The 25,259-nt window shown below is 51.7% G+C and carries 25 protein-coding genes; 14 read left to right on the plus strand and 11 right to left on the minus strand.

Annotation, left to right across the window (positions count from 1 at the left end; genetic code table 11):
• Window positions 1-55: 55 nt before the first annotated feature.
• Window positions 56-778, minus strand: a complete 723-nt coding sequence (locus AB4Z33_RS07910; RefSeq protein WP_442049402.1) for an amino acid ABC transporter ATP-binding protein — start codon at window positions 776-778, stop codon at window positions 56-58.
• On the minus strand, window positions 771-2,285 hold the full coding sequence (locus tag AB4Z33_RS07915; protein ID WP_442049403.1) for an ABC transporter substrate-binding protein/permease: 1,515 nt from the start codon (window positions 2,283-2,285) through the stop codon (window positions 771-773). The genes AB4Z33_RS07910 and AB4Z33_RS07915 overlap by 8 nt, the downstream gene beginning before the upstream one ends.
• Before the next feature lie 463 nt (window positions 2,286-2,748).
• On the opposite strand from AB4Z33_RS07915, the gene yidC reads away from it, so the two are divergent.
• Together yidC and AB4Z33_RS07925 are read left to right on the plus strand one after the other, a co-directional pair.
• The gene (gene yidC, locus AB4Z33_RS07920; RefSeq protein ID WP_442049404.1) at window positions 2,749-3,594 is read left to right on the plus strand and encodes a membrane protein insertase YidC; all 846 of its coding nucleotides are present in this window, start codon (window positions 2,749-2,751) and stop codon (window positions 3,592-3,594) included.
• Window positions 3,595-3,614: 20 nt separating this feature from the next.
• Window positions 3,615-4,439, plus strand: coding sequence for a sugar phosphate isomerase/epimerase family protein (locus AB4Z33_RS07925; RefSeq protein WP_442049405.1), 825 nt, complete (start codon window positions 3,615-3,617; stop codon window positions 4,437-4,439).
• A 312-nt stretch (window positions 4,440-4,751) separates the two neighbouring features.
• Here AB4Z33_RS07925 and AB4Z33_RS07930 read toward each other — a convergent pair whose 3' ends face one another.
• The 3 genes from AB4Z33_RS07930 to AB4Z33_RS07940 are packed head-to-tail and all read right to left on the minus strand — an operon-like array spanning window position 4,752 to window position 6,408.
• A complete protein-coding gene (locus AB4Z33_RS07930) occupies window positions 4,752-5,297 on the minus strand; it encodes a chromate transporter (RefSeq protein WP_442049406.1) in 546 nt (181 codons plus the stop codon).
• Window positions 5,284-5,922, minus strand: a complete 639-nt coding sequence (locus tag AB4Z33_RS07935) for a chromate transporter (protein WP_337100806.1) — start codon at window positions 5,920-5,922, stop codon at window positions 5,284-5,286. The genes AB4Z33_RS07930 and AB4Z33_RS07935 overlap by 14 nt, the downstream gene beginning before the upstream one ends.
• Window positions 5,923-5,925: 3 nt before the next feature.
• The gene (locus AB4Z33_RS07940) at window positions 5,926-6,408 is read right to left on the minus strand and encodes an Lrp/AsnC family transcriptional regulator (protein ID WP_337100807.1); all 483 of its coding nucleotides are present in this window, start codon (window positions 6,406-6,408) and stop codon (window positions 5,926-5,928) included.
• A gap of 213 nt (window positions 6,409-6,621) precedes the next feature.
• Here AB4Z33_RS07940 and ggt point away from each other — a divergent pair, with 213 nt between their 5' ends.
• The 5 genes from ggt to AB4Z33_RS07965 all read left to right on the plus strand — a co-directional run bounded on the left by ggt (window position 6,622) and on the right by AB4Z33_RS07965 (window position 11,513).
• The gene (ggt, locus tag AB4Z33_RS07945; RefSeq protein ID WP_442049407.1) at window positions 6,622-8,208 is read left to right on the plus strand and encodes a gamma-glutamyltransferase; all 1,587 of its coding nucleotides are present in this window, start codon (window positions 6,622-6,624) and stop codon (window positions 8,206-8,208) included.
• Between the two features lie 24 nt (window positions 8,209-8,232).
• The gene (locus AB4Z33_RS07950; RefSeq protein ID WP_442049408.1) at window positions 8,233-9,510 is read left to right on the plus strand and encodes an amidase; all 1,278 of its coding nucleotides are present in this window, start codon (window positions 8,233-8,235) and stop codon (window positions 9,508-9,510) included.
• Window positions 9,507-10,367 carry a fumarylacetoacetate hydrolase family protein gene (locus AB4Z33_RS07955; protein WP_442049409.1) on the plus strand — a complete coding sequence of 287 codons (861 nt, stop codon included), beginning with the start codon at window positions 9,507-9,509 and terminating at the stop codon, window positions 10,365-10,367. The genes AB4Z33_RS07950 and AB4Z33_RS07955 overlap by 4 nt, the downstream gene beginning before the upstream one ends.
• A gap of 96 nt (window positions 10,368-10,463) precedes the next feature.
• Window positions 10,464-11,162, plus strand: coding sequence for a pirin family protein (locus AB4Z33_RS07960; protein WP_442049410.1), 699 nt, complete (start codon window positions 10,464-10,466; stop codon window positions 11,160-11,162).
• Between the two features lie 24 nt (window positions 11,163-11,186).
• A complete protein-coding gene (locus AB4Z33_RS07965) occupies window positions 11,187-11,513 on the plus strand; it encodes a hypothetical protein (RefSeq protein WP_442049411.1) in 327 nt (108 codons plus the stop codon).
• Between the two features lie 106 nt (window positions 11,514-11,619).
• Here AB4Z33_RS07965 and AB4Z33_RS07970 read toward each other — a convergent pair whose 3' ends face one another.
• Complete coding sequence (locus AB4Z33_RS07970) at window positions 11,620-12,798, minus strand: DUF4272 domain-containing protein (RefSeq protein WP_442049412.1); 1,179 nt, start codon at window positions 12,796-12,798, stop codon at window positions 11,620-11,622.
• Between the two features lie 42 nt (window positions 12,799-12,840).
• Window positions 12,841-13,791 carry a DUF4261 domain-containing protein gene (locus AB4Z33_RS07975; protein ID WP_442049413.1) on the minus strand — a complete coding sequence of 317 codons (951 nt, stop codon included), beginning with the start codon at window positions 13,789-13,791 and terminating at the stop codon, window positions 12,841-12,843.
• Window positions 13,792-13,932: 141 nt separating this feature from the next.
• On the opposite strand from AB4Z33_RS07975, the gene AB4Z33_RS07980 reads away from it, so the two are divergent.
• Entirely contained in the window at window positions 13,933-15,246 is a 1,314-nt protein-coding gene (locus AB4Z33_RS07980; RefSeq protein WP_442049414.1) for an SMI1/KNR4 family protein, read from the plus strand.
• A gap of 58 nt (window positions 15,247-15,304) precedes the next feature.
• Here AB4Z33_RS07980 and AB4Z33_RS07985 read toward each other — a convergent pair whose 3' ends face one another.
• Complete coding sequence (locus AB4Z33_RS07985) at window positions 15,305-15,436, minus strand: DUF4023 family protein (protein WP_337100816.1); 132 nt, start codon at window positions 15,434-15,436, stop codon at window positions 15,305-15,307.
• A 184-nt stretch (window positions 15,437-15,620) separates the two neighbouring features.
• Between AB4Z33_RS07985 and AB4Z33_RS07990 the strand changes: the two genes are divergently transcribed.
• The 3 genes from AB4Z33_RS07990 (at window position 15,621) to AB4Z33_RS08000 (ending at window position 17,208) form a co-directional block, all read left to right on the plus strand.
• Window positions 15,621-16,076, plus strand: a complete 456-nt coding sequence (locus tag AB4Z33_RS07990) for a DUF2269 family protein (protein WP_442049415.1) — start codon at window positions 15,621-15,623, stop codon at window positions 16,074-16,076.
• Between the two features lie 91 nt (window positions 16,077-16,167).
• The gene (locus AB4Z33_RS07995) at window positions 16,168-16,803 is read left to right on the plus strand and encodes a hypothetical protein (RefSeq protein WP_442049416.1); all 636 of its coding nucleotides are present in this window, start codon (window positions 16,168-16,170) and stop codon (window positions 16,801-16,803) included.
• A gap of 174 nt (window positions 16,804-16,977) precedes the next feature.
• A complete protein-coding gene (locus AB4Z33_RS08000; protein ID WP_337100818.1) occupies window positions 16,978-17,208 on the plus strand; it encodes a cold-shock protein in 231 nt (76 codons plus the stop codon).
• A gap of 357 nt (window positions 17,209-17,565) precedes the next feature.
• On the opposite strand, the gene AB4Z33_RS08005 is transcribed toward AB4Z33_RS08000, so the two are convergent.
• Both AB4Z33_RS08005 and AB4Z33_RS08010 read right to left on the minus strand, forming a co-directional pair.
• Complete coding sequence (locus AB4Z33_RS08005) at window positions 17,566-19,209, minus strand: response regulator (RefSeq protein WP_442049417.1); 1,644 nt, start codon at window positions 19,207-19,209, stop codon at window positions 17,566-17,568.
• Window positions 19,210-19,212: 3 nt separating this feature from the next.
• On the minus strand, window positions 19,213-21,093 hold the full coding sequence (locus AB4Z33_RS08010) for a cache domain-containing sensor histidine kinase (RefSeq protein WP_442049418.1): 1,881 nt from the start codon (window positions 21,091-21,093) through the stop codon (window positions 19,213-19,215).
• A 240-nt stretch (window positions 21,094-21,333) separates the two neighbouring features.
• On the opposite strand from AB4Z33_RS08010, the gene AB4Z33_RS08015 reads away from it, so the two are divergent.
• The 3 genes from AB4Z33_RS08015 to AB4Z33_RS08025 all read left to right on the plus strand — a co-directional run bounded on the left by AB4Z33_RS08015 (window position 21,334) and on the right by AB4Z33_RS08025 (window position 24,527).
• Complete coding sequence (locus AB4Z33_RS08015) at window positions 21,334-22,230, plus strand: carbohydrate ABC transporter permease (RefSeq protein ID WP_442049419.1); 897 nt, start codon at window positions 21,334-21,336, stop codon at window positions 22,228-22,230.
• A complete protein-coding gene (locus AB4Z33_RS08020; protein ID WP_337100822.1) occupies window positions 22,230-23,063 on the plus strand; it encodes a carbohydrate ABC transporter permease in 834 nt (277 codons plus the stop codon). The genes AB4Z33_RS08015 and AB4Z33_RS08020 overlap by 1 nt, the downstream gene beginning before the upstream one ends.
• Window positions 23,064-23,201: 138 nt before the next feature.
• Window positions 23,202-24,527, plus strand: a complete 1,326-nt coding sequence (locus tag AB4Z33_RS08025; protein ID WP_442049420.1) for an ABC transporter substrate-binding protein — start codon at window positions 23,202-23,204, stop codon at window positions 24,525-24,527.
• Between the two features lie 653 nt (window positions 24,528-25,180).
• Here the strand turns inward: AB4Z33_RS08025 and AB4Z33_RS08030 are convergent.
• Window positions 25,181-25,259: IS3 family transposase (locus tag AB4Z33_RS08030; protein ID WP_442049426.1), on the minus strand; the 79-nt coding region annotated here is incomplete at its 5' end.

The raw sequence follows: 25,259 nt of genomic DNA on the forward strand, positions 1-25,259 counted from the left end.
AAAGAGCTGTCCAAGAGAGCTAGCTATTGGCTCTTCAAGGACAGCTCTTTTCTATTTAGAGTACCTGCTCTAGAAACTTTATCGCTCGTTCGCTTTGCGGCTTGTCGAAGAAACTTGCGGGTTCGGAGCGTTCAACTAATCGGCCGCCGTCAAGGAAGTAGACGGTGCTTGCCGCATCGCGCGCGAACCGCATCTCATGCGTCACGATGAGCATGGTCATGCCGCTGTCGGCTAAGCCGCGAATGACAGTCAGCACTTCCTTCACCATCTCGGGATCGAGAGCCGACGTTGGCTCGTCGAACAGCATAATATCGGGTTCCATCGCGAGGCTGCGGGCGATCGCGACGCGCTGCTTCTGACCGCCGGATAGTTTAGACGGGTAGCTGTCCGCTTTGTCGGCCAGTCCGACTCGCCTCAGCAGCTCCTTCGCTTTGAAGCGAGCCTCTTCGATCGGCATGTTCTTCACCTTGCAAGGCGCAAACGTAATGTTGTCGATGACGGTCATATGCGGGAACAGATGGAAATGCTGAAATACCATGCCGATGTGCTGTCTTGCCTTCGTTATATCCGTTCCTTTGTCGGTGATGACCGTGCCGTCAATGACGATGCTGCCCGAGGTCGGCGTCTCGAGCATGTTCAGGCAGCGGAGAAACGTCGATTTGCCTGAGCCGGAAGGTCCGATCAGCGCAACGACCTCGCCTCGTTCGACGGTAGTTGTGATGCCCTTTAGCACTTGGTTTTTGCCGAAGGTTTTGGTTAGATCCGTTACATTAATCACTGCGGCGAAGCCTCCTTTCAAGCAGATGGGCGAGTGATGTTAGAATGAGCACGAGTACGTAGTAGATCACGCCTACGAACAACAGCGCCTCCAGCGCCCGGAATTCAATCGATTGGACGACATTAGCCCGTCGCATTAAGTCTTGCACGCCGATTACGGATACGAGCGACGACTCCTTCAACAAGGCGACGCATTCGTTGACGAGTGCTGGCAATATGGAGCGCAGCGCCTGCGGCAAAATAATGCTGATCATCATCGTCCGGTATGGGATGCCAAGCGCCATGGCAGCTTCTCGCTGGCCGCGATCGACGGACATAATGCCGCCGCGGATCGTCTCCGACAAGTAAGCGGCRGAGTTGAGCCCGAATGCGAGACCTGCGGCAAGCAGCGGCGAAATATCGTAGTGGAACAACTGCGGCGTCGCATAATAGATCAGGAACAGCTGCAGCAGCAACGGCGTACCGCGGAACACCGACGTGTAGACGGTCGCGAACCATTGGAGCGGCTTAACGCCGGATATTTTGAACAGCGACAATATCGTACCCCAGACGAAACCGAACAGGGCTGAGACGAGTGTGAACAACAGCGTCACGTAGATGCCGCGAAGCACGTATGGGGCGTATGGAGCGAGCATGCCGAAATCCAAGTTCAGCTTCTTCAGGACACCGGATTCCTCATCCTCGTCCTCTGCCGCGAACCATTGCTTTATCATTTCGTCGAGCTTACCGTTCTGGCTTATTTCAGCGAGTACGCGATTGAATTCGCCGACGAGCGGCGATTGCTTCGGAAATGCTACGGCATATCCATCCTCCGTCTCGGTTGCCGGAACGAAGTGCTGGACAAGATCGGGATTGGCGCTCGTATATTCAACCGCTACGGCGTCTTCTACGATAAGGGCATCGACGCGTCCCGTCTTCAACTCCTGAACGAGATCGGGAATGCGGTTCAGCTTCTTGAGCTCTACATCCTGAAGGGATTCAGCGTATGTATCCTGCGTCGATCCGAGCTGAACGCCGACTCGCTTGCCCTTTAAGGCTTCAGGGGATGCGTAAGGCAAGTCGGACTTGGAGACGATGGTATTGCGCGCTATGTAGTACGTGTTGGAGAAATCTACGTTTTGCTTCCGTTCCTCCGTCACGGACATGCCGGACATGACGAAGTCAACGCGGCCCGTCTGCAAAGCGGCGATAAGCCCATTGAAATCCATGCTCGCGATTTCCAGTTCATATCCTAGGCGGCTGGTGATATACTTGGCTATATCGATATCAAGTCCGACGATTTCTCCGCCATGAAGAGCATCTACGCTCTCGTAAGGCGGGTAATCGGGCGATGTGCCCATAATAAGCTTAGGCTTGCTTTCGGACGGCGCCGCGTAGGCGATGTCCCCATTCAGTCCGGGTAAGTTTTGCTGCCGAGGAATTGACTGTTGGATGAAACTTACGGTGAGTATTAAAATTGCGACGGCGGATAGCGCCGTATAGATGCGTTTGAGCTTATGTCTGGTCATGGCTGCCTCTCTCAGATGGATTATGAATTTATAACTATGTTACTATAGCTTATCGTTACTATTTCCATCAACCCAAATTACTATTTGGCAGGGTGTTATTTATTTGCAGGGAACGGCCGCGCATTTAAGCCGTATAACAACGAAACGGAAACGGAAGGGAGGTGAATCCATTGTTAGAACTGGAATGGCATGATATATTTCCGTACTTATTATCGATTAGTTTACTGTGCTCGTTCGCTTATGCGTATGCATCTCATGTGAACACGAACGCTTATGCGTTCACGGAGGGAAGCATAGTGGTCAGCTTGCTGCTGCCGCTATATCCGGAAGCGTTATGGCGGACTATTCCCATTCGCCACTGGCTTGTTAGGAGAGAGAAGCGGAAGGAATCGCCGGATGACGACATAACCGACTGTAAAGCCTCGTTTGTACACGCTAGTTCAAACAAACGAGGAGGATTTACATGCAAACAAACAATAACAATGGATTCACTTCTTTTCTAAGGAACAATCGTTTCATCATGATCGGACTTATGCTGGCTGTGCTGCTGCTCGTTAGCGGCTGCAGTACGGCTAGCGGTACAATCGACGGCGACACGCCTGGTTTCTTCAACCATTATGTGATTTATCCGCTGTCGGCTTCGATCCAGTATATGGCTAAGCTGTTCGACGGCAATTACGGTATCGCGGTAATGGCGATTACGATTATTATCCGCTTGGTGCTATTGCCTCTTATGATGAGACAATACCGCTCGCAAGCGACAATGAAAGAGAAGATGGCTGCGCTCCAGCCGGAGATGAAGCAGCTGCAAGATAAGTACAAAGGCAAAAATGATGCCGAGTCGAAGCAGAAGATGCAGCAGGAGACGATGCAGCTGTATCAGAAGCATCAGGTGAACCCGCTTGCGATCGGCTGTCTGCCGATGCTGATTCAACTGCCGATTCTGACCGGATTGTATTCGGCTATTAAGCTGACCCCGGAGCTAGCGGAGCATTCCTTCTTATGGTTCCAACTGGGGTCGCCGGATTATATTCTTCCGATCCTTGCCGGACTCGTTTATTTGGTCCAGTTCAAGGTGTCGCAGATCGGCGTGGACATGACGGGCCAACAGAAGCAGATGCAATTCATCGGTTACCTGTCTCCGGTTATGATGACGGTATTCGCCTTTACCGCTCCTGCTGCTATCTCGCTCTACTGGGTAACCGGCGGTTTGTTCATGATCGCGCAATCGTATTTGGCCAAAAAAAAATACGCGCCTAAACCTGGGGCCGAAGCCGAGAATGCGAAGGCAGCGGGGCAGAAGGCGTAAATTCAAGGGAGTTGCAACGAATGTCCGTTGGTGTATTAGCCCATCTGTTCGGCAGTCTGCCGTATAAAGAGCTTGCCCCTAAAGTAGCGGAGAAGGGGTTTACGCATGTTCAGCTGGCGTTATGGAAGGCGATTAGCGATATCGACTTCAGCAAGCCGGGCAACCTGAGTCCGGGCCTTGCGAGCGCGATTGGCGAGCAGTTCGATCGGAACGGCATTTCGATCTCCGTGTTAGGCTGCTATGTGCATTTGTTCGACCGCAACGAGGAAGTTCGCCGCGCCAACGTGAATCGGTTCAAGGAGCTGCTTCGTTATGCGAAGCAGTTCGGCGCGCCGATGGTTGCGGCCGAGACGGGCCGTAATGAGGGCGGTGACTATACGGATCGGGATTGGGCCGTTATGAAGTCGACGCTTGAGGAGCTAACGGAGGAAGCGGAGCGATGGGGCGTATACGTCGGGCTGGAAGCTGCGGGCGGACACTTGATCGGTACTGCGCCGGAGCTGGCGCGTATGCTGGAGGAAGTGCCGTCGTCTATGGTCGGCGTCGTGATCGATCCCGGAAATCTGCTGAACGAGTCCAACTTCGCGCGTCAGAACGAGGTGATCGAGGAGGCGTTCGAGCTGCTCGGCGATCGGATTATTGCCGCGCATGCGAAGGACCGTATTCTTCTGCCTGACGGCAGCCTGGGTACAACGCCTGCTGGCTTCGGCGAAATGAACTACGAGCTGTACATGAAGCTGTTGAACCGTTACAAGCCGCATGTCCATATTGTTATGGAAGAGGCTAAGGAGCAACAAATGGCGCATTCCAAGTCGTACATTGAAGGTATCCGGGGGCGTGTGTAAGACTGGTAGGGTGCATGGTGGAAGAGAATAGCGCAAGAAACTTTCGTTATTCTACTTAAAGCGGTTAACAGGTGTCCAATAGTGAAAAAGGTTTGCGCTATATCCCTGCCCAACCTACGGTAATGCACCAATTGGCGACTGCTAGTCGAAAATAACGAAAAAAACTTTCCTTATTCCACGTTTATCGTCCTCCATGAGTCAAATAGCGAAAAAGGTTTGTGCTATTTGACGCCGGAAATAGAAAAAAGAAGGGGATGTCCCTCTGAGCAGACTAAACGTCTGCTCGGGGAGACATCCCCTTCTTCGTATTGCTTAAAGCACGTTTAAGTGCGGGATAACCAATCCGCCATAGACGAAGGCGGCCACAATGACGAAGGCTGGATGGATCTTACGGAATTGCATCGCCCAGAAGGCGACCGCCGCGATAATCAGCGATTGAATGAGGCCGATCGATTCGACGGAGCTCTCGGCCATCTGCCAAGTGAGCAGCAGCATCATGATCGCGATGACGGGCTGAACGAGCAGCGTCATCCCTTTCACGACAGGCGATTGGCGATGCTTCTGCAGCACTTTCAGCAGCAGAATGAGCGCAACTGCCGACGGAACGATGGTAGCCGCGAGGGCGAGCAACGAGCCGCCAAAGCCTGCGACGTCATAGCCCACGAAAGCGGCGATCTTCGTCGCGATGGGGCCGGGAAGCGCGTTGCCGAGGGCTAGAATGTTGGAAAATTCCGTTGGCGTCGTCCATTCATGGTTCGTAACGATTTCCCTATACATAAGCGGTATGGAGGCAGGTCCTCCTCCGTAGCCAAGCACGTTGGCGATAAAAAAGCCGATAATCAAATTAATCCAATCCACGCGTTACGCCCTCCTTCTGCTGCGGCTTATGCTGATCCAGCTTGCGTTCTTTTCTCCGCTTAATAGCAGCAACCGTCTTCAGGTGAAACGCGCCGTAGCCTAGGAATAATACAATGACGATAGCAGGATGCAGGTGAATGCCCTGAAGCAGGCCGAACGAGAGGGCGAAGAAGCCGATGCCAACGTAAATGCCGAGACCCTTCACGGCACGCTCGCCGAATTCGTACGCCATCATGCCAAGCATGACCGCAATAACCGGCGTCACCGCGCCGATCATGCCTTGCACGAACGCTGCGCTGCTTAAGTATTGCACGAAGGAGAGCAAGGCGATCATCGCGATGCCGGAAGGCACGATATGCGCCAGCACCGCGACAATGGCGCCAAGCACGCCCTTCTGCCGATAGCCGAGATAAGCGGCGATCTTCGTCGCGATCGGACCAGGCAGCGCATTGGCAATCGCGAGAATTTCTCCGAACTCCTCGTCCTCCAGCCACTTATAATGGTTCACGGCTTCGTACCGAATGAGCGGAATCACCGATGGGCCGCCGCCGTAGCCGATAATGCCTGTCTTCATAAGCGCCCAAGTCAATTGCGTATACATGTTATCACGGAATGCATTCGCCATCGTCTAAAGCCTCATTCCCATCCGGCTTTTATACCGATTAATAAGCACTTGGCAGTCTACGCCCATAATGCCGGGGAGCGTATACAGCTTTTCCTTCAGGAACTGCTCCATCTCCTGGTTGTTGCGGAACAAGCCGTGCATATGCAGTTTGCTAGGTCCGGTCATATGATAAAGACTCGTGACGAAAGGCTCCATGGCAAGCACATCGGCTGCGGCATGCAGATGCTTCGGCTCGACCTCCACATTAAAGAATGCCGACACATGAATGCCGATTTTCTCCGGATTAATGACCGCAGTGAAACGCTCGATCACGCCTGCATCCATCAGCGCATTAATTCTCGCTTGGACAGCTACGCGCGAAAGTCCGATTTCTTTTGCGAGGTCAGTGTAAGATATTCTACCATTCGTATTGAGAGCTGATATAATCTTACGGTCAATCTCGTCGATTTCGACGGAGGTATGCTCCTCGGATGGTTTGGATTGCATGTCACCAACTCCCCTTTCCTTATGAAATTTGATTTCAAGGTGTCGTGTAATATCTATTTATAATTACCATATGTATAAATATAAACAGGAATTCATTCGTTTTCAATACAATATTGCAAAAACGATTACATTTTAGTTGCCTATCAATGATAGGCGTGGTATTTTTTAATCATAGATTTGAGTTAGGTTATCTAACATATAGGAGTGATCGCGATGAAACAATCTGCAACCGGTACGAAGGCTATGGTTGTCAGTCCTCATTATTTGGCGACCGCCGCCGGCATTCGCATGTTGGAGCAAGGAGGCAATGCCTACGATGCCGCCGTTGCCGTCAGCGCTTGCCTCGCTGTTGTGTACCCGCATATGACGAGCCTTGGAGGGGATTCCTTTTGGCTGATGCACCATCATGAAGAGGAAGTCGTTCGGGGATATAACGCCAGCGGAAGGTCGGGGCGCCTGGCAACAAGAGCCGCCTACGAAGGCGAACAGTCGATTCCGACTCGCGGCATGAGGAGCATTGTTACCGTACCGGGGATGGTGGACGGCTGGTTCGCGGTGCATGAGAGGTATGGCGCGCTTGAATGGGCGCAGGTGCTTGCTCCGGCGATTGAATATGCGCAGAACGGGTTTCCGATGTCTAATGATCAATATGAAAATACTTTGAAATGCGAAGCCATCCTCGCGCAGACGCTGGAGACGGCGGATATTTATTTGCCTGATGGCTGCGCAGTGCAGCCGGGTGAGACGTTCAAGCAGACGAATATGGCCAAGACGCTTCAGCGACTTGCCAAGTTCGGGCGCGATGAGTTCTATAAAGGCGAGACGGCAATGGAAATTGCCGACTATATGCAGCGGAATGGCGGATTGCTGACGCGTGAGGATTTTGAAGGGCATCAGGGTGATTGGGTTGAGCCTGTGAAGGGTTCTTATAGAGGGTATGACCTCTATCAGATGCCTCCGAATTCACAAGGCTTCACGGGAATTATGGCCCTTCATATTCTAGAGCAATTCGATCTGCAAGCGATCGAGCACGGCTCGCATGAGTACTATCAGCTTTGTATAGAAGCGCTCAAGCTAAGCTTCCAGGATCGCAATGCGTATTTGTCCGATCCAGCCTTCACGGAAGTGCCGCTGGATAGGCTGCTTAGCAAGGAGTACGCCGCGCAGCTGGCCGCATCTATCGACATGGAGCAAGCGTCCGGGTTGCAGACGAAGTCGATTGGCAGCGATACGGCATATGCCGCGGTCGTTGATGGAGACGGAAATGCCGTATCGTTCATTCAGAGTCTGTATTTCGAATTCGGATCGGCTGTCGTTGCGGGCGAAACAGGTGTGCTGCTCCAAAATCGCGGCTCGTTCTTCTCGCTCGACGCCAGTCATGTGAACCGGCTTGAGCCGGGCAAAAGAACTTTCCATACGCTTATGCCGGCTATGGCTTGTAAGGACGGAAAGCCCTCTATCCTGTACGGGACGCAAGGCGGAGAGGGGCAACCGCAGACGCAGACGGCGATTTTCACGCGAATGGTCGATTACGGGATGGATCCGCAGCAGGCGATTAACGAGCCGCGCTGGGTATGGGGACGGACTTGGGGTGAGCCGACGCAGGAGCTGAAGATGGAGGGCCGAGTAGCCGAAGCGGTGCTCTCTTCCTTATCCCAAGCAGGCCATATCGTGCGCAAAATGAAAGATTTCGACGGCATCATGGGTCATGCCCATGCGATTAAGCGCGATGAGAGCGGTATTCTGCAAGGCGGCACGGATCCGCGCTGCGATGGCGCTGCAATGGGCTTGGATCACTAGAAGACGAGAGGGAGGATACAGACAATGAGCCAGAACCAGCACGAACAGGAGGGTGAGCGTCTGCGTCTCATAGAGCGCTGGAACGCCTATGCGAACGCGTCTATCGACGTCCCTCCTTCCGGGAGCGGCGTATTGACCGGGAAGACGTTCGCGGTTAAGGATGTTTTCGATATTAAGGGGCATACGTCTGGCGCGGGCAATCCTGATTGGCTGCGGACGCATGCGCCTGCAACGGGATACGCGTCGGCCGTAAGCGAGCTTCTTGCCGCAGGGGCGCATCTGCAGGGGACAACGATAACCGATGAGCTGATGTACAGCATTAATGGTGAGAACTATCACTATGGCACGCCGATGAATCCAAAGGCGAAGGGACGTATTCCCGGCGGCTCATCAAGCGGTTCGGCCGTTGCGGTGTCGGCTGGGCTTGCCGACTTCGCGATCGGTACGGATACGGGCGGTTCGATTCGCGTTCCTTCCGCGTATTGCGGTATATATGGCATACGCCCTACACACGACGCAGTCGATGTGGCAGGGCTTATTCCGCTTGCGCCGAGCTTCGACACGATCGGCTGGATGACGCGCGATGCTCAGACGCTGCTGGATGTCGGGCGGGTGCTGCTTGATCGAAGGAGCGACAGCGGCAATGGAGAGGAAGTGCAGCATCACGCACCTTTCAAGCGGCTGCTAGTCGCAACCGATCTATGGGATATTCCTGAGCGCTCGCTGCAGGAAACGCTTCGGGCTTACATTAAAGGCTTGGCCGTAATAATGGGAAGCGAACATCAACTGATTGTTGCGGCCCCCGAGGGAATCGGGGAATGGACGAGTGCCTTCCGGACGCTGCAAGGCATGGAAATATGGCAGTCGCATCGCGAATGGATAACGAGCGAGAAGCCAACTTTCGGTCCGGGCATAGCCGAACGGTTCACGTGGGCAAGCTCGCTCCGAGAGGAGCATGCGATTAAGGCGTCGCTCATTCAGCAGCGCGCGAGAGCGCGCATGGAGTCACTGCTTGGGGAGGACGGTATACTCGTCATGCCGACTGTTCCTGCAGCGGCTCCGCTGCTCGGCCAGTCCGGCGAAGAGGTCGAGCGGGTCCGCATGCGGACATTCGAGTTGTGCTGCGTTGCAGGCCTTAGCGGCCTTCCTCAAGTGACGATACCGATTGCCGGCAAGGACGGCTTGCCGATTGGACTGTCGTTCATGGCGGGGAGAAATCAGGATATCCGCTTGCTGGAATGGCTTGCGAATGCTGCTGACGACAGTATTCAATCACAAGAAGAGAGTGGGAGAACACGATGAGAATAACTACGTTGAAGCTTGGTGAAAAAGAGGTCGCGGCGCTGAATAGCGATGCGGGACTTGTTCTGATCGATACGATTAATAAAGCTGTAGGACGTTCTTGGCATACGGAGTTGTTCGATATTATTTCGTGCGGCGAGCTTGATGCGATAACGCAATGGTATGAAGCCGGCGGCAAGGAGAAGTTGGCAGGCTTGCCTGCGCTTCCTTATACCGAAGCGGAATACGCCCCACTCTACCGCAATCCTCGCAAAATATGGGGGATCGGAATGAACTATGTGAAGAATGAAGAGGAGCTTGCGGCTTCCGACCCTAATGATGAGCCGGTTAGCTTCATGAAGCCGGATACGACACTGATTGGTCCCTTTGACGCCATTCGCATCCCGCAGGGAGCAGGTACGATTACCGCAGAAGCGGAGCTTGCCGTCGTGATCGGCAAAGCTTGCAAAAACATAACCGAGGAGGACTGCGACGACGTCATCGCGGGCTATGTTGCAACAATTGATGTGACGGCAGCCGATATTCATGCGCGTAACCAGCGTTTTCTCACCCGGGCAAAAAGCTTCGATACGTTCTTTGGTCTCGGCTCGACGCTCGTAACGAAGGAAGAGCTGCCCGAGCTGCTGCAAGTTCATGTCGAAACGGCTCTGAACGGCGAGGTTGTCCATCGCAACAAGCTGTTCCATATGAAATTCCGTCCAAACTTTGCCGTAGCCTTTCACTCGAAGGTCATGACATTGCTTCCGGGCGATATTATCATGACCGGGACGCCTGGCGCGGTCGTTATTCGTGACGGCGATATTGTTGAATGCCGCATAGACGGCTTTGAACCGCTGTGTAACTCAGTCCGCGAGTAAGACTGCTGCGGCTTGGCTTCCTTTTTTTCGCTTGATCGAGATCGCAAAACCTGCTATAAATAAGTAAGTTAATAAATTCAGTTTGGAGGAGAAACGATGATAAACCTATTTCCTGCATCTGAACGGCATATTGCGGATCTCGGCTGGCTGCGAAGCTATCCAGCTTATTCATTCGGAGGTTATCAAGACAAGAGTCGAGCAGGCTTTAGCGTAATGCGCGTATGCAACGACGATTATATAGCTCCAGGACGAGGCTTCGGCGCGCATCCCCACAGCGATATGGAGATTGTATCGATCGTACTGAACGGTCGTATCCGCCACGAGGACAACTTGGGCAATCGCGTCGTAAGCTCGTTCGGCGAAGTGCAGCGCATGTCGGCCGGCAGCGGCGTTATTCATACCGAATTCAACGATAGCCCGGATGAGGAGCTCAGGTTACTCCAGCTGTGGTTCATGCCGCAGAAACGCGGGGCAGCTCCGTCCTATGAGGCGAAGAGCTTCGACACGGCCAAGCTGCATAATGCGTTGCTGCCCGTTGTTTCGGATGAGCTGCCTGGGCAAGCGGCATTGATTGCACAACGCATGACGATCTACCTGAGCAAGCTGGATCGCAATCAATCGATTCATTATGAGGCTGGCGAAGGACGCAACCTGTTTATATATGTCATAGAGGGCAAGCTGGCCGCGCTAGGTCAATCTATGACGGCAATGGATACGGCGGAGATCGAGCGCGAGAGCGAACTGACGCTTATGGCTGAGGAAGATGTTTTCTTCATGCTGATCGATCTTCCATAACGTCCCCGAAGGGAGAGGAAATAGGTGAGACAAACGCTGCTAGTAAAGCATGCGGTTAGCGGTCGGATGCTTATCGATTCGGGCAAGCAGGATGTAGGCTTCTCGCTGAACCAAGATGGAGACGGATGGCAGATCGATATAGAGGTGTCTTGGAGCGAGACGATCGAAGAGATTTTGAAGCTTAAAGAAGAGCTTAACGTGTTTATTTTCTACGAGTATGACGACAAGCCGACATTGAAGACTTGGTATTACGTCGGCAGTGCACCGGTTGAATATGGCATTGAGCAAGGGCTGCTGACCATTAAGGCTCAATCCTGCATTGAGTATTATCCGCACGAATATTCCGTTTAACCGTGTTGAAAGCGAAAGAAGCCCGGACATGCGCAATGCATATCCGGGCTTTCATTTTTATATGCCGAGCTTATAATCGTTGTACCCACCATGTAATGATGGTGGATTACGTATCGGTTTTAATTTCGTCCCATGGCTGGTCCTTGTATCGAATGAGCCAATTCAGCGCGTAATGCCTCTCATACACGACGCCGTTATCCAAATCCCCGGGCGTTTGGCTATCGTTAATCCTGCTGTCCACGCACACCCAGTTATAACGGTAAATGAGGTCCGCTGCGTCCAATATTTCATTCACGCTTCGCAACCGGGCACTCGATTTGAATGCTTCAAAGCTGTCATATCGCTTCAAAATAGAAACGGCTGCTCCAACGTCGCATACGCCGGTCGGCTCGTCCAGCTTCTGGACAAAGCCTAGCGCCCATAGCATCACAAGATAGCCCTCGTAACGCCATGAGAAAGGAGCGGCTTCGTCTATCTTAGGGCTGCGGTTACGAATAAAAGCTTTTTCAAGGGGCGAGAAAAAATCAGATGCGCCATACAGAGCCGTAACCCGATCGACAACCTCGTCTGTATCCTCCTCGCTCTCGCCGCTGCCGACACACTCGCCCTTCAACGCCACGATGCACAAGGCAACGGCGCGTTTTGTAATATCATCTACGCTCTGAATACAGGCGCCTTCGTCCGGCAGCGCCGCAGGCAAGTTCTTGTTGAACGGAATGCCGCGTTCCGTCAAGATCCTCTCTGACCGCTTTTTGCGACTAAGCGCCGTTTCCGTCTCTTTCAGATCGCCGTGCAACAGACTGGTATGGGCTGTAACTTTGAAATCATTCACCTCCGAGTTGCCGTCCAGATCCATCAGAAGCTTTCCGTCCCAATGAAGCAGCTGTCGGCTTCCCCAAAATACGGGGCCGTCCAACCGCTCCGCAATCGAGAGCAATTCTTTATAGAACGCGTCGGAAATTTCCTCCTCCGTCTCGATGCCGATGACCATGTTGAGTGTCGATATTTTGATCAGCAGCTTTTCGTGGACGAGGCTGTTTTTAGCCTGCAGCTGCGCGAAGAAATTTCCCATTCCGTTAATCATTTTTGCAAACTCGTCAGGCTGGGTATGACTGGTCATGATCGTAAAGCGGTTAACGGTTTTAGCGAACCATTTTTTGCGGGTCACTTGAATGTTTGTGCCGTCTTCGGTCACTTGGATACTGTCTTTCGGATATAGCGCTTTGATAAGGTCCAAGACCTGATTAAGGTCGAAATTAGAGCTGTAGATTGCACAGTTTTTCATTGAACTCTCCACTCTTTTTCAAGTTAAAATAATAGGCATTCGTTAGTTGTTCGGATTTAGTCCGGACGGTAGTTCGTTCCCATCGAGAGGGAACCATCGCAGTACGCTTCTAGGCGGATTGCCCAGTCCTTCCTCGAGCGAAAAGGCTTGCCAGTCAATGCTGCCGGGACCGTTGATCGTATCGCCGTCTTGGATGACGGGACCGTTCTTGTACACGTAATCGGACACGTTCCGCAGAAAGTTGGCGACCTCGTTCGGATCATGGGAGCGGCGGTCAAACACCGCTTCGTGATCGTCCGCGTCCAGTTGGAGCATGCCTACCGTATCTATCAACAGCCAATTTTCTTCCTGCGGCAGGTTGAAGAGGCGAACGTTAGACCATAACTCAAGCGGAGGAAGTTGAGACTGCTCAAAGCGCTCGAATAGCTCTTGTATCCGTGCGCCGGAAGCGAGGCATTCTCCGTTCGGGTTGAAATAGCAGAGCGCTTCAGGCAAGCGAAGCAAAGCTTGCGCAATGGCGGTTACCTCCATTAGCTCCGCAAAAGCGTCGTAATCGGCGGGCAAGACAGGGGTTTCGTCGTTTGCTGCCCCATAGGTATAGGTGGATCGAATGCGTATAAATGCGGTATGTTCTTCGACGGCTTGTCTCCCTTCGGGGTAACCCCATGCTTGCTGAGCGGAACGCTCTAAATTTCCTGGATAGGTATAAGGGCCGAAGAAGCCCATCGTCCAAGCGCCGAACAATGTCGCATCTACTGCAGGGTCTCCCATATCATCGGGCCAACGGCGATCGACAATATCGACTGTAATGACGCCGTCTACTTCGGGACGATGCCGAATAAGCAGGCTTGGTCCGCTGAAGACCCATTGCTCGGCATTTTCTTTTATATGATCGGTACTAAATCTTTCATTCAGTGCAGCTTCAATGCTACGGATGGATACGGAGCGTGAAAGTAGGATAGCTACTCCCTGTGTGAAAAAACCTTTTGGCATAACTCTACCTCCTCATCGAATGGTTGAATGTTTACCTTCCATATATCGACAAAACATTTTATAGTTTGGAGAGGCCTAAAGTTTTGAACGTCGGATTATCGATGCACAAACAATTTACGTTGAAGTGAAAGGAGTGAGGGGATGAAGGAAAGATTCGCAACATGGGCGGAGCAGTGGGTAAATCTGCTGGAGAGGTTGGGGCGGAGAGGAGCCCGCGTCCGGCCGCTTGCCATCAAGCCTCCTGCCGAAGAAGAGGAGTTGTTGGAAGCGGAGCGACGAATCGGAATAGCGTTGCCGCAAGCGGTGCGCGAAATATTGCGGGAGGGTTCCCGCGAAGTAAACGTGACGTGGTGGCTGCCGGATTGGACGATTGTGCGGTTCTCGTCTTCGGGCGATTTCGGGTGGAGCTTAGATGATATGGAATGGCCGGATTTCGGCGGCGATTTGGATGTGGCTGGAGGTCGGTATTTGGCTTTCTATTGCGCGCACAACGGGGATTACGTGCTATTCGACAGGGAAAAGGATCCGGAAGATCCTGCCGTTGTAGGCTGGAATCATGAGACGGACGAATTTGTTTTGCTGGCGCCTTCTTTTCAGGAATACATCGAGCGTGTAACCGCACTCAGCTGTATAGGGGCGGAGTGCTGTGAATACGAGTCTTACTGCGACAGTCAGGGACTTGATCTGCATGGAGAGGCGGCACTCGGATGGACAGAGTGGATCGAGCAATATCTGTCGACGACACTGGCGGATGCTGCATCGAATTTAGAAAAGCTTGTTTTATATGCTTCCATGCATGGTCTTGAAGATGAGCGGGTTAAGGAAGCATTCGACACATATGACTCGGCTATCGTGCTTCGTGAATGGCAGCAAAGGTTGGAAAGTGAGTCCGAATCGCACCGCAAAAAAGAGTGGTGCGTGCTGCTTGCCGGTACGGTAGGTCCGGTTGCGACCGATTGGGTGCGGTCTTTATGGCGTGATGCCTCGCATTCGTATTCATTGGTTGGAGAGCCGCTCCACTACTTGACCGCCGCATGTTTGCCGTTTGCTGAGGGGCTGCATTTGGTATGCGGCGAGCTGGAACGTACGGATGAAGGTCGTAAAATAAGCGGCTTTACGGCAAACGGAGCGTTGAGGTTTTTTCGCAATCGCGCCGCTCTTACCTGGATGGAGAAGCATGTTTCATTCCCGATCGATGGCTGGGACAGCTTGTTCGCGGTATCTGAGCCCGAATGGAGCGATGTCAGGCAATGGCTTGCAGGGAACGATGTGCAGCGACATACGGCTGTTTCCGGATTAGGGCTAATGATCAGGGGAAAAGCTTCTCCGAGCGGAGAGCCTGATGCTGCATTACTGATAAATTTATTGGAAGTGGTTAAACGACAATCGGTGCTTCGAAAGGAAAAAGAGCGGGTCGATCTGGTTCTCTCGCATTTTGCGGCTGAATGGCGATAAGCTGGCATGAAAAAAGAAGCCGGAACGTAGAAACGTCCCGGCTAGTTATTTGCTGAAGTTATTTATTCGTGCTGTGCTGCTTGTTGCCAAGATTGTTGGCTGGCGAGCCTTGGCCGTTGCGACGCTTATTTCGTTCAGCCTTGCGCTGTGTATCATGCACCTTATCTACAAACTCCTTTGTGCTTTCCATCCTTGTCACCTCCTCGTCTTTACCTCTTACAGGTATCTTGCACAATCCGCATGCTTATCTTATCCAAAAAATAATTATAATTGCGCGAGATGTGAACTCTCCCTTATTATTATTTTGTGCCGTAAGAACTACATCATATTAGTCCATCAGGCTCATTAATAAACTCTTCGATAGGGGTGTTAGTATGGATGTGTATGTTGTAGTGCTGTTCATTCACATTATTGGGGCAGTGATGGGGCTTGGAGCGGCTTTTTCGTTCCCGATCATCGCCAAATCCGCCAAGACGGTGACGCAGGCGAAGTATACGCTGCAACTGCTGAAGAAGCTCGAGATTATGCCGAAGGTCGGCAGTATAACGCTTTTGATTACCGGGCTTGTGATGGGAATTTTAGAAACGGCATTATTCAGTCAGTTTTGGTTCATTGCCTCAATAGTCGTATATCTGGGTACGCAAATCGTCGTCATCGGATTTTTACCGAAAACGATGAAAGCGCAAATCGATTTGCTGGAGCAAACCTCTGGAGAGGATTTACCTTCGGAATATGCGGTTATCGGCAGAAAATCGTCGCGTTTGGAAGGGATTGCTCATGCCAGCGCCTTCGTGCTCATACTTTTAATGGTATTCCAGCCGACATTTTAGGTTTATAATAGCGGTGCATAGTCGAACCTGCCCGAGGGCAGGTTTTTTGGCATAAATAGATGGAAATAGGCGGAAGGGGCTTGGGCAGACGATGTATAGAGTAATCGCGAGGGCGCAATTGAAGCGAGATGCAATCATAGAAGAAACCTGTGGCGAGACGATGCTGCAGCTCGTTCGCAGCGGTCAGCTTATGACGGGTGCGGCATTCAGATGGGGAAATCATTTGTTCGTTTACGCGGAATGTATGAATGAGCCTCTAGAGGCGGATGTTCTTATGCCGGAGGCAATGGATTTGCTGGAGGATTGGCCGGGTCAAACGATCAAGCGAAAGTGGATTCCGATGATTGATGTGTTTCACTTTAACGCGCCGGCAAGCCGGGAACACTGGCTGCGCAAGGAAGCGGTTGAACGCCGCGTGGGGCGCGTCGCGCACTTGAAGCCGGAGATGGCTGCCAGCTATATTTATTACCACTACCAGCTGCAAGAGGAACAAGCTTTCCATGGACCGAAATATGAAATAATCGCTATGCACGAGAACCTATTGTTCGGTTATCAGGAATTTCCCGCGGTAGTGGAGCAGCCTGAGCTGCCGGGCAAGCTCGGTACGACAGGTACGCCAAGCAATTGGGGCGATTCGCGAATGGACTTGCATTTTCAGCCGTGGGAGGATGGACATCTGTATTTTAAACCGATCGAGACTCTGTTTGCATATTATGGAAGCGAATAATATGAGCTGAAGAGCTGGTAATCATTTGCCTTTGCTTGGTCAATATGGTACGATATGATTAGTCGTCAGACATGAAACCCAATTACAAATACTACAGATGTACATAAACGATAACTGCCCCTAAGCGTGCGCGATAGAGGCAGTTTTTCCTTTTTTGTGCGGAGGAGGCTGACTATGTATAATCGTAAAAAACCGGCCGAAGAAGTGCCGGAGGAAAACACGAAGGTTTGGACTTGCGAGACGGAGGGCTGCAACAGTTGGATGCGGGATAACTTTGCGTTTGACCACGTTCCAAATTGCACATTCTGCCACGCACCGATGGTAAGCGGCATGAAGATGCTGCCTACGCTAGTCAACACGAATGCCGACATGAAATCGTTGAAAAAAGGAACGGCAATTACGTAGTGTTTAGCGGTTGTCGTGATTAAATTAAAGGCTGGAGATCGAGCAGCGGGCATCAGCGCCGTCTGCTTCGATCTCCTTTTTTATTTTGTACGTCTATTGGTTACGGACCATATAGTCGCTAAAAGCGCAAGTAGAGCTAATTGATGAGAATAGCGGACTGCAGCGGCTCTAAATGCTACAAGTTCATGCGAATTAGTTGGATAATGGTGCGATTAAAGCCATTAAGGTCTCTATGGTCCGCAACATTGCGAAAATTCGCGTTTTCGATGTATAAGTGTTACCGGTGTCCGTAATGAGAAGCGTTTCCTCTTTGTCGGAGCACCGAGAGACGGGGTAACATTTCCTGATCCCCGTCGTTTACTTTCCACCGCCGCCGCCGTCATCGCCGTAATGCCGCTTGCGGTAATCGTTGGGCGAGCAATCTGTCCATTTCTTGAACACCTTGCTGAAATATTTCTCGTCTTGGAAGCCGACCTGCTCGGCGATCTGCGTGATGCGAAGCTGTCCGTTCGCAAGCAGCTCCTTCGCCCGTTTAATGCGGCATTTGGCGATGAAGTCCGAAATGTTCTCGTTCATTTCCTGCTTGAACTTCCGCGAAATATACTCCCTGCTCAAGAAGAAACGGCTTGCGATCTCTTGCAGCGTAATATCCGAATGCACATGCTGCTCGATGTATTTGGCAATGTCGTAAATAACGCCGCTTTCCTTGTCCCGTTCGGCGATGCGCTTCGCAGACTGGCATGCTTCATCGAATACAGAGTGCTTCCATTGTTCATAATCGAATTGGCCAAGCTGAGTTACCGGTAATGGGTAAGCGTTGCTTGTGCGCATGCCTGCATTCTTCTCAACTGTCGCCCCGTCATCATGCGTTTCCCACATGGATTTGGCCAGCTCGAATTGTTGACGCCACTGGCCTAGCTGCTCCAGTGAAACATACCCGCTCTGATCGAGCGCATCGAACCAAGGCTGCATGGCGCGGCGGATTTGCTCCTGCTGTCCACTCTGGACGGCGAAGCGAATTCGCTCCTCATGCTCGCTCCACATAAGCAGCGGGTTCTTAGCGGCATGGGCCGTGCTTGGCTCGTAGAAGTGAAGGTCCGAGCCGCTGCCGAGCAGATTGCGCCGCTGCAAAGCGAGCTTCGCCTGCTGATAGGACGCAGCTGCATCGTTTGGAAAAGCGTTTGGCAATCCGATGCCGAAGACGAAACGCGTCTTAAGCGCTTTGAAGATAGCCTCGTTAATCTCGCCCAACAGCTCAGGAGCATTCTTCGCTTCACCCCATAGCAGCAGCGCCATCTCCATCTCATTTCCGCGATAACGGAACGCGTAGCCGAGCCCTTTGACGCGAAGAAACTCGTTGCATATATTCGTCAGCGCGAAGAAAAGCAGGTCCAGCCCCGCGGCGAACTTGGTTCTGACGGCAGGAGGAGACAGTTCAAGACTGACAACCGCGATGCGCGTATGCGGCATCGGCAGCGTAAGGCCAAGCTCCTGCTCCATCGTCTCTGCGAATGCCGGGTGATTGCCGGGCTCGCTGATCAATGTGGAGAAATATTGCTCCAGGAAGATCGGCTTAAGCTGATTCAGCTCCATATTCATATGGAGGCTGCGGCTGCGTTCCTTCTCCTCCCGCTTCCAGCTGTCTATTGCCGTTGCGAGCGCGGCTGTCAACTGCTCGGCATCGATCGGCTTCAGGATATAGTCGATCCCGCCGTACTTCACTGTCGTACGGACGAAGCTGAAGTCGTCATGTCCGCTAATGACGATGATTTTGCTTGCGGGCGCATGCTTCGCTGCCCATTCCAGCAGCTTCGTGCCGTCCATATTCGGCATCATCATATCGGTAAAGATAATCTCCGGTTTCTCTTTCTCAATCAGCTCGATCGCGCTTTGCCCATCCTGCGCTTCTAACAGTGTACCGATCTCGAACGAATCCCAAGGAACAAGGAGCCGGATCGCTTCTCTTACATGTTTCTCATCATCGATGATCAAAGCCTTCATGACTCATTCTCCTTCGCCGAGCGGAATGTGAATCGTAACGGAAAAGCCGTGCGGGCGAACCTGCTCCACTTCCATCGCAGCGGATGGATGGAAATGAAGGCGAAGCCTTGCCAGCACGTTCTGAAGCCCGATGCCGCCAGCCTCCTGGGACGATGCGGAAGCCGATTCCTGCGATGCCGGAGCTTGCGATTGCAGCATTCCATGAGACAGCGGCTTATCCAGCTCATATCGCAGTTCGGCGAGCCGTTCATCCGATATGCCGATGCCGTTGTCCAGCACGCGAATGGTTAATTGGCTGCTATCCTCGTTCAGCCAGCTTGCGATTGTCAGCTCGCTCGGCGAATCCGCTCCCGCGAAGCCGTGCTTGAAGAAGTTCTCGAGCAGCGGCTGAAGAATCATCTTCGGGACGAGAATACGCCGCGTGGCGTTATCGATCTGAAGCTGAATGCCAAGCGCTGTATCGAAGCGCTGCTTCTGCAGATCGAGATAAGCCTGCGCATATTGCAGCTCGCGGTTTAGCTCGACGACCGAATCCATCGTATTCATGTGGTAACGCATCATTTTGCCAAGCGAAGTAATGAGGGAGTAGGCCTTGTGGTCGCCGTGCTGAAGCGAGACCGTCCCAATGGATTGCAGCGCGTTATACAGAAAATGCGGATTAACCTGCGCCTGCAGCGCCTTAAGCTGGTTCGTCTTGTTGGCGAGCTCCAGCCGATATTCCGCCAAAATCAAGTTGTTGATCGTCTGCATCATCGAGCGGAAGCGGCGGGCGAGCAGGCCGATTTCGTCATTGCTTTGAATGTCGATCGAGACGTTCAGATTGCCGGTCTCGATCTTGTTCACATATCCGATCAGCCGCAGGAGCGGCTTCGTGAACGTAATCGAAATGAATAGTGTGGCAATAACGACGATGGCTAGAAAAGCGGCGCCAACCCAAATGTTGATCCGCGCGACGCGGTCGGCGGCGCTGTACAGATGGCTGTATGGCGTCTGCTTGACGAGGTACCAGTCCATGTACGGTGTTTTGATCCGATCGTAAAAAATCATTCCTTCGAACGATTGCTCCGTCCAGTCGAAATGACCGCTGTCTTCACTGGAACTATAGACGCTGTCCATCCAAGCATGGTCGATCTTGCCGCCGATCTCTTCTTGGTTGGAGGCGAGAACGATCTGCCCTTTCATATCCACGATATAGAAATCCTCTTTGCCGCTGTCGTACAGCTGGCGGTTCAGATCCTCGAGCACCGTCAGGCGCACGTCGATGGACAGCTCGGCAAGCAGCTCCTCGCTCGGCGCTCGGAAGATCGGGCGGTGCAACGTAAAAACCATCTCGTCATTAGCGCCGGACTTGACGTTAAGTCCGTAATTATGGCTTTGGTGAGTGGCCTCGATGGTTGCCTTTTTGACCGTCTCAGCCAGTGTGTCCTTGTCATTTTCGCCGACTCTGATGTCGTCGTTCCAGAGCAAATAAGTCGCGTTTTGCTTGACGACATAGAGCCGAACTTTATTGAATTCGCTTACGCTTTGGTAGATGCTGTACAGATGATCCTTGAGCAGGTTGCGGTTGTTAATGACATCCGTCAAGTCGTTCGGGAATACCTCATCCTCTAGGCTGCGCTCCAAAATATAATACAGCGAGCGAGGCACATTCATGGAGTTGTATACGGCCAGCGACTTCTGGTTGATGTTGCTCATGTAGTTCATAATGTTCGTTTTCCCTAAAGAGAGCAACTGCTTGTTTTTGGAAATCGCTTCTTCTGTAATCGAGCCCGTCGTGGCGTTATAGGAAATAATCATGGACGTTGCGATAGGTAAAATGGTAGCCGCCAGCAGAAGCAGCATGAGCTTATTTCGTATCGTGTTGAACGGTTTTCCAGGTTTCAAGTCGCTATTCCTCCCGCTGATAGGCGCTCTTCGCTCACGGCATCAGCCGTTTCGCCTTGTGGATACACAGTAACCGATTGTGCCAAGGATGGTCAATATATTCCACCAACGTTATCATCATCCTCGGTAGTCCGCATAGGGAGCGTGGTTTTATACTTTGGATGTGGGGAAAGCGTAAGCCTGTCTGAACCCACGGCCTACACAGGTGACACGAAGATAGAGAAAGGGGACTAGATCGCGATGTCCAAAGGATTCACTCGAAAAAGATGGAGCGAATGGGCGCAGCAGACCGTATTCGTCGGTCCAGGCCTCATTGCTTTCATTCTGATTGTGCTCGCGCCGTTTGTTATGGGTTTTTATTATATGTTTACCGAATGGGACGGCATTAATATAGGCGACGCCAAATGGACCGGGATGCGTAATCTGACGAAAATTTTCACCGATGACGAGAGGTTCTGGGATGCGTTCCTGTTCACGCTCAAGTTCACGATTGCCGGAGTGCTTATTACGAACCTGACTGCCTTCTTGCTGGCGCTCATGCTTAGCCGCAACCTGAAGAGCCGCAATGTGCTGCGGACGATCTTCTTCCTGCCGAATGTCATCGGCGGATTGCTGCTCGGCTACATCTGGTATTTTATTTTTGTAAGGGGCTTTGCCGCGATCGGCGAGGCGACAGGTATCGGATTCTTCAATCTGCAATGGCTCGGAACGCCGAATACGGCCTTCTGGGGCATCGTTATCGTGTTCGTCTGGCAGACGGCCGGTTATATGATGATTATCTACATCGCCGCGATGATCGGCGTGCCGAAGGATTTGATCGAGGCTGCGAAGATCGACGGCGCAGGTATGTGGCAGATGCTTCGTTCGGTGACAATACCGCTTATTATGCCCGCGATTACGATCTGCTTGTTCCTCACAACGTCGAACGCGTTCAAAATGTTCGATCTGAACTTGTCGCTCACTTCGGGCGGACCGGGCAACGCAACGGAATCGATCGCGCTGAATATTTACCGCGAAGCGCTTGGCTATAGCAGATACGGACTTGGGACGGCGAAGGCGATGATCTTCTTCCTCGGCGTCGCGCTCATCACGGTTACGCAAGTGTGGATTACGAAGAAGCAGGAGGTGGAAGCCTGATGGAAACAAGACAAAAATATACGCCGCTCCTGTTCGTTACAGAGATTATCGGTATTCTACTCGCATTATTATTCATTGCTCCGTTCTACTTCTTGATCGTCAACTCGTTCAAGAAGCTGGGCGATATTCTGCTCAATGCTTCATCCTTGCCGGAGAGCATTAGCTTCATCAACTTTCAGAGAGCCTGGGAAGCTGTAGAATTTCCGCGCGTATTCATGAATTCATTCCTGGTAACTTCGGTCAGCGTGTTGACGCTGGTCGTCATCAGCTCGATGATGGCTTACCGGCTCGTACGCAGGCCGACGACATTCAATAAGCTGTTGCTTACAGCATTGATCGCCGCCATGATCATACCTTTCCAATCGGTCATGCTGCCGCTTATGCGCGTTACGTCGTGGCTGGAGCTTCGAGGACATTTTCACGGGATCGTTATTTGCTACATGGGCTTTGGTATATCGCTCTCGATGTTTCTGTATCACGGCTTTGTTAAGTCGGTGCCGCTGGAGATCGAAGAGGCTGCGGTCATGGACGGCTGCTCCCCGTACGGCGTTTTCTGGAGAATCGTGTTCCCGCTCTTGAAGCCGATCTCGGTTACCGTTATTATTTTGAACGTACTATGGATTTGGAATGATTACTTATTGCCGATGCTAGTCATTAACGATAATATGACGACGATTCCGCTCGCCGTACAGAAGTTTTTCGGCCAATACTTGCGCAAATGGGATTTGGCGATGGCGGCGCTGACGCTTAGCACGCTCCCTGTAATTGCTTTCTTCCTTTTCCTGCAAAAACACATTATCGAAGGCATAACAGCGGGTTCTGTTAAAGGGTAATGCGTAAATAATCAAAATATTACACCTAGTTGTTCAATAATTTCGGTGTTGTGCTAGTTTGTTGCACAACTATAATGACGATGTAAACAAGAAAAGGCTTTAATTGTTAAATAATAAAGTTGCGGGAGGTCATGTAAGATGAAGAAATTATCTTTCCTTATGCTCGTCGCGGTTATGGTGATCGTGCTGGCTGCGTGCGGGGGCAACAACAGCAATAACGGCAATAACAAAGGGGCAAATAACGGCGGTACGAAAGCAACGGACAAACCTACGGAGGCTGCACAAACAGAGGCGCCTAAGAAGAACGTAACGATTAAGATCTTCCAATTCAAAGTCGAAATTGCGGAAGCGCTTAACAAGATGGCTGAGGAATACGAGAAAGAGACAGGCGTTAAGGTTGACGTAGAGACGCATGGCGGCGGCGAGGATTACAGCGCATTGCTGAAAGCCGAGCTGGCGGCTGGCGAAGAGCCGGAAATCTTCAACTCCAGCGGTTGGGCAGGCTTCGACCCTTACGTGGATCGTGCTACTGATCTTAGCAACGAGGCATGGGCGAAGGATCTTGTAGAAGCTTCTAAAGCTCAAATCTCGCGTGACGGCAAGCTGCTTGGCATGCCGATGAACCTTGAAGCTTACGGCTTCACGTACAACAAAGACTTGTTCGCCAAAGCTGGCATCACGGAGCTTCCTAAGACGCTTGACGAGCTGGAAGCTGCTGCGAAGAAGCTGCAAGACGCAGGCATTACGCCGTTTGCTTTGACGAACGAGTGGTGGTCGATGGGTATCCACACGCTGAACATCGCGCTTGCTAACCAAGCTGACCCTGCTGCCTTCATCGAAGAAGTGAAAGCCGGCACAAAAACGTTGAAAGACGACGCTACGATGAAGCAATGGGTACGCCTCGTAGACATTATGTTCGCGAACGGACAAAAGAACGCTCTGACGACGGACTACAACACGCAAGTTGCTGAATTCGCGGCTGGCAAGTATGCGATGATCCAACACGGCAACTGGATTCAAGGCATGATCGACGAAGTAACGCCAGGCATGAACCTAGGTATGATGCCTGTACCGCTTCTTGATACGCCAAACGTATTCACAGGCGTTCCGAACAACTGGATCGTGAACAGCAAATCCGCTAACGTGGAAGAAGCAAAAGCGTTCCTGAACTGGATGGTTACTTCGGAAACAGGCAAAAAATATATCGCAACAGACTTCAAATTCGTACCTGCACTATCTTCGATCGAGCCTAACCCTGAAGCAATCGGCAGCATCGGCGGCGACTTCGCGCTATTCGCCAATGCCAACCCTTCGCAAGTGAAAAGCTGGAACTGGGACCGCTTCCCGGACGGCATCACGCAACAATGGGGCGCGGCGATGCAGGAGTACCTCGGCAAGCAAATCTCGGGCGACGAGCTGCTCTCGAAGCTTGACAAAGCAGTACAAGATATCGTGAAGAAATAATAGCGAGTAAGACGGAAAGCTCCGATCACACAGCTTAGGCTGCACGGTCGGAGCTTTTCTTGTGCACGTTGGGATAGTTAATTGAGGCAGCATGCTGTTGCGTGCGGAGCGGAAGCGGAGAAGTAGAGGTTAAGACGGAAATTCCATCCTACTGACTCCAAATCAACCGCTATATAGTGAATAGGATGCAATTCCCATCTTATAAACTTGGAATCGTCTAAAGGAATTGTCATTTGTTATAGAATGAGTAGGATAAGCTTAGTGATCCATCCTATTCATTGGATATCGCTCTTTTGAACGGAAATAAGAGGGATTATCCATCTTAACCGAACCCAGGTCGGTTCAGGCCAATGTCGAAATAGCTGGAAATAGTCCCGTTAATTTCTCGATAAGCGGAGAATTCGTACGATTAACTGGAAAAAATCCTGTTAATATTGCGCAAATAGGAAGAGCGGAGGAAATACGGGACAATTAGCAGGAGTAATTCCCGTTATTGATCGCGATGGCGTAATGCCGTCCAAATTAACAGGAGGAATTCCAGTTATTTCTCAAATCGCAGCAGTCAGGTTACCGTTGCAAACAAGCCAAACAAAGAAGAAGCCATCCCACGCTGAACTGCACCSCGTCAAGTAGACAGTACAAAAAATAAAGATCTATGAAGCGGCCTTAGCCCTAAATTCAAGGGGACTGAGGCCGTTTAGTTTTTTCTGCAATCGTTCGTAATTGTAAAAG

This window comes from Paenibacillus sp. 2TAB19, from assembly GCF_052115185.1.
Taxonomy (GTDB): domain Bacteria; phylum Bacillota; class Bacilli; order Paenibacillales; family Paenibacillaceae; genus Pristimantibacillus.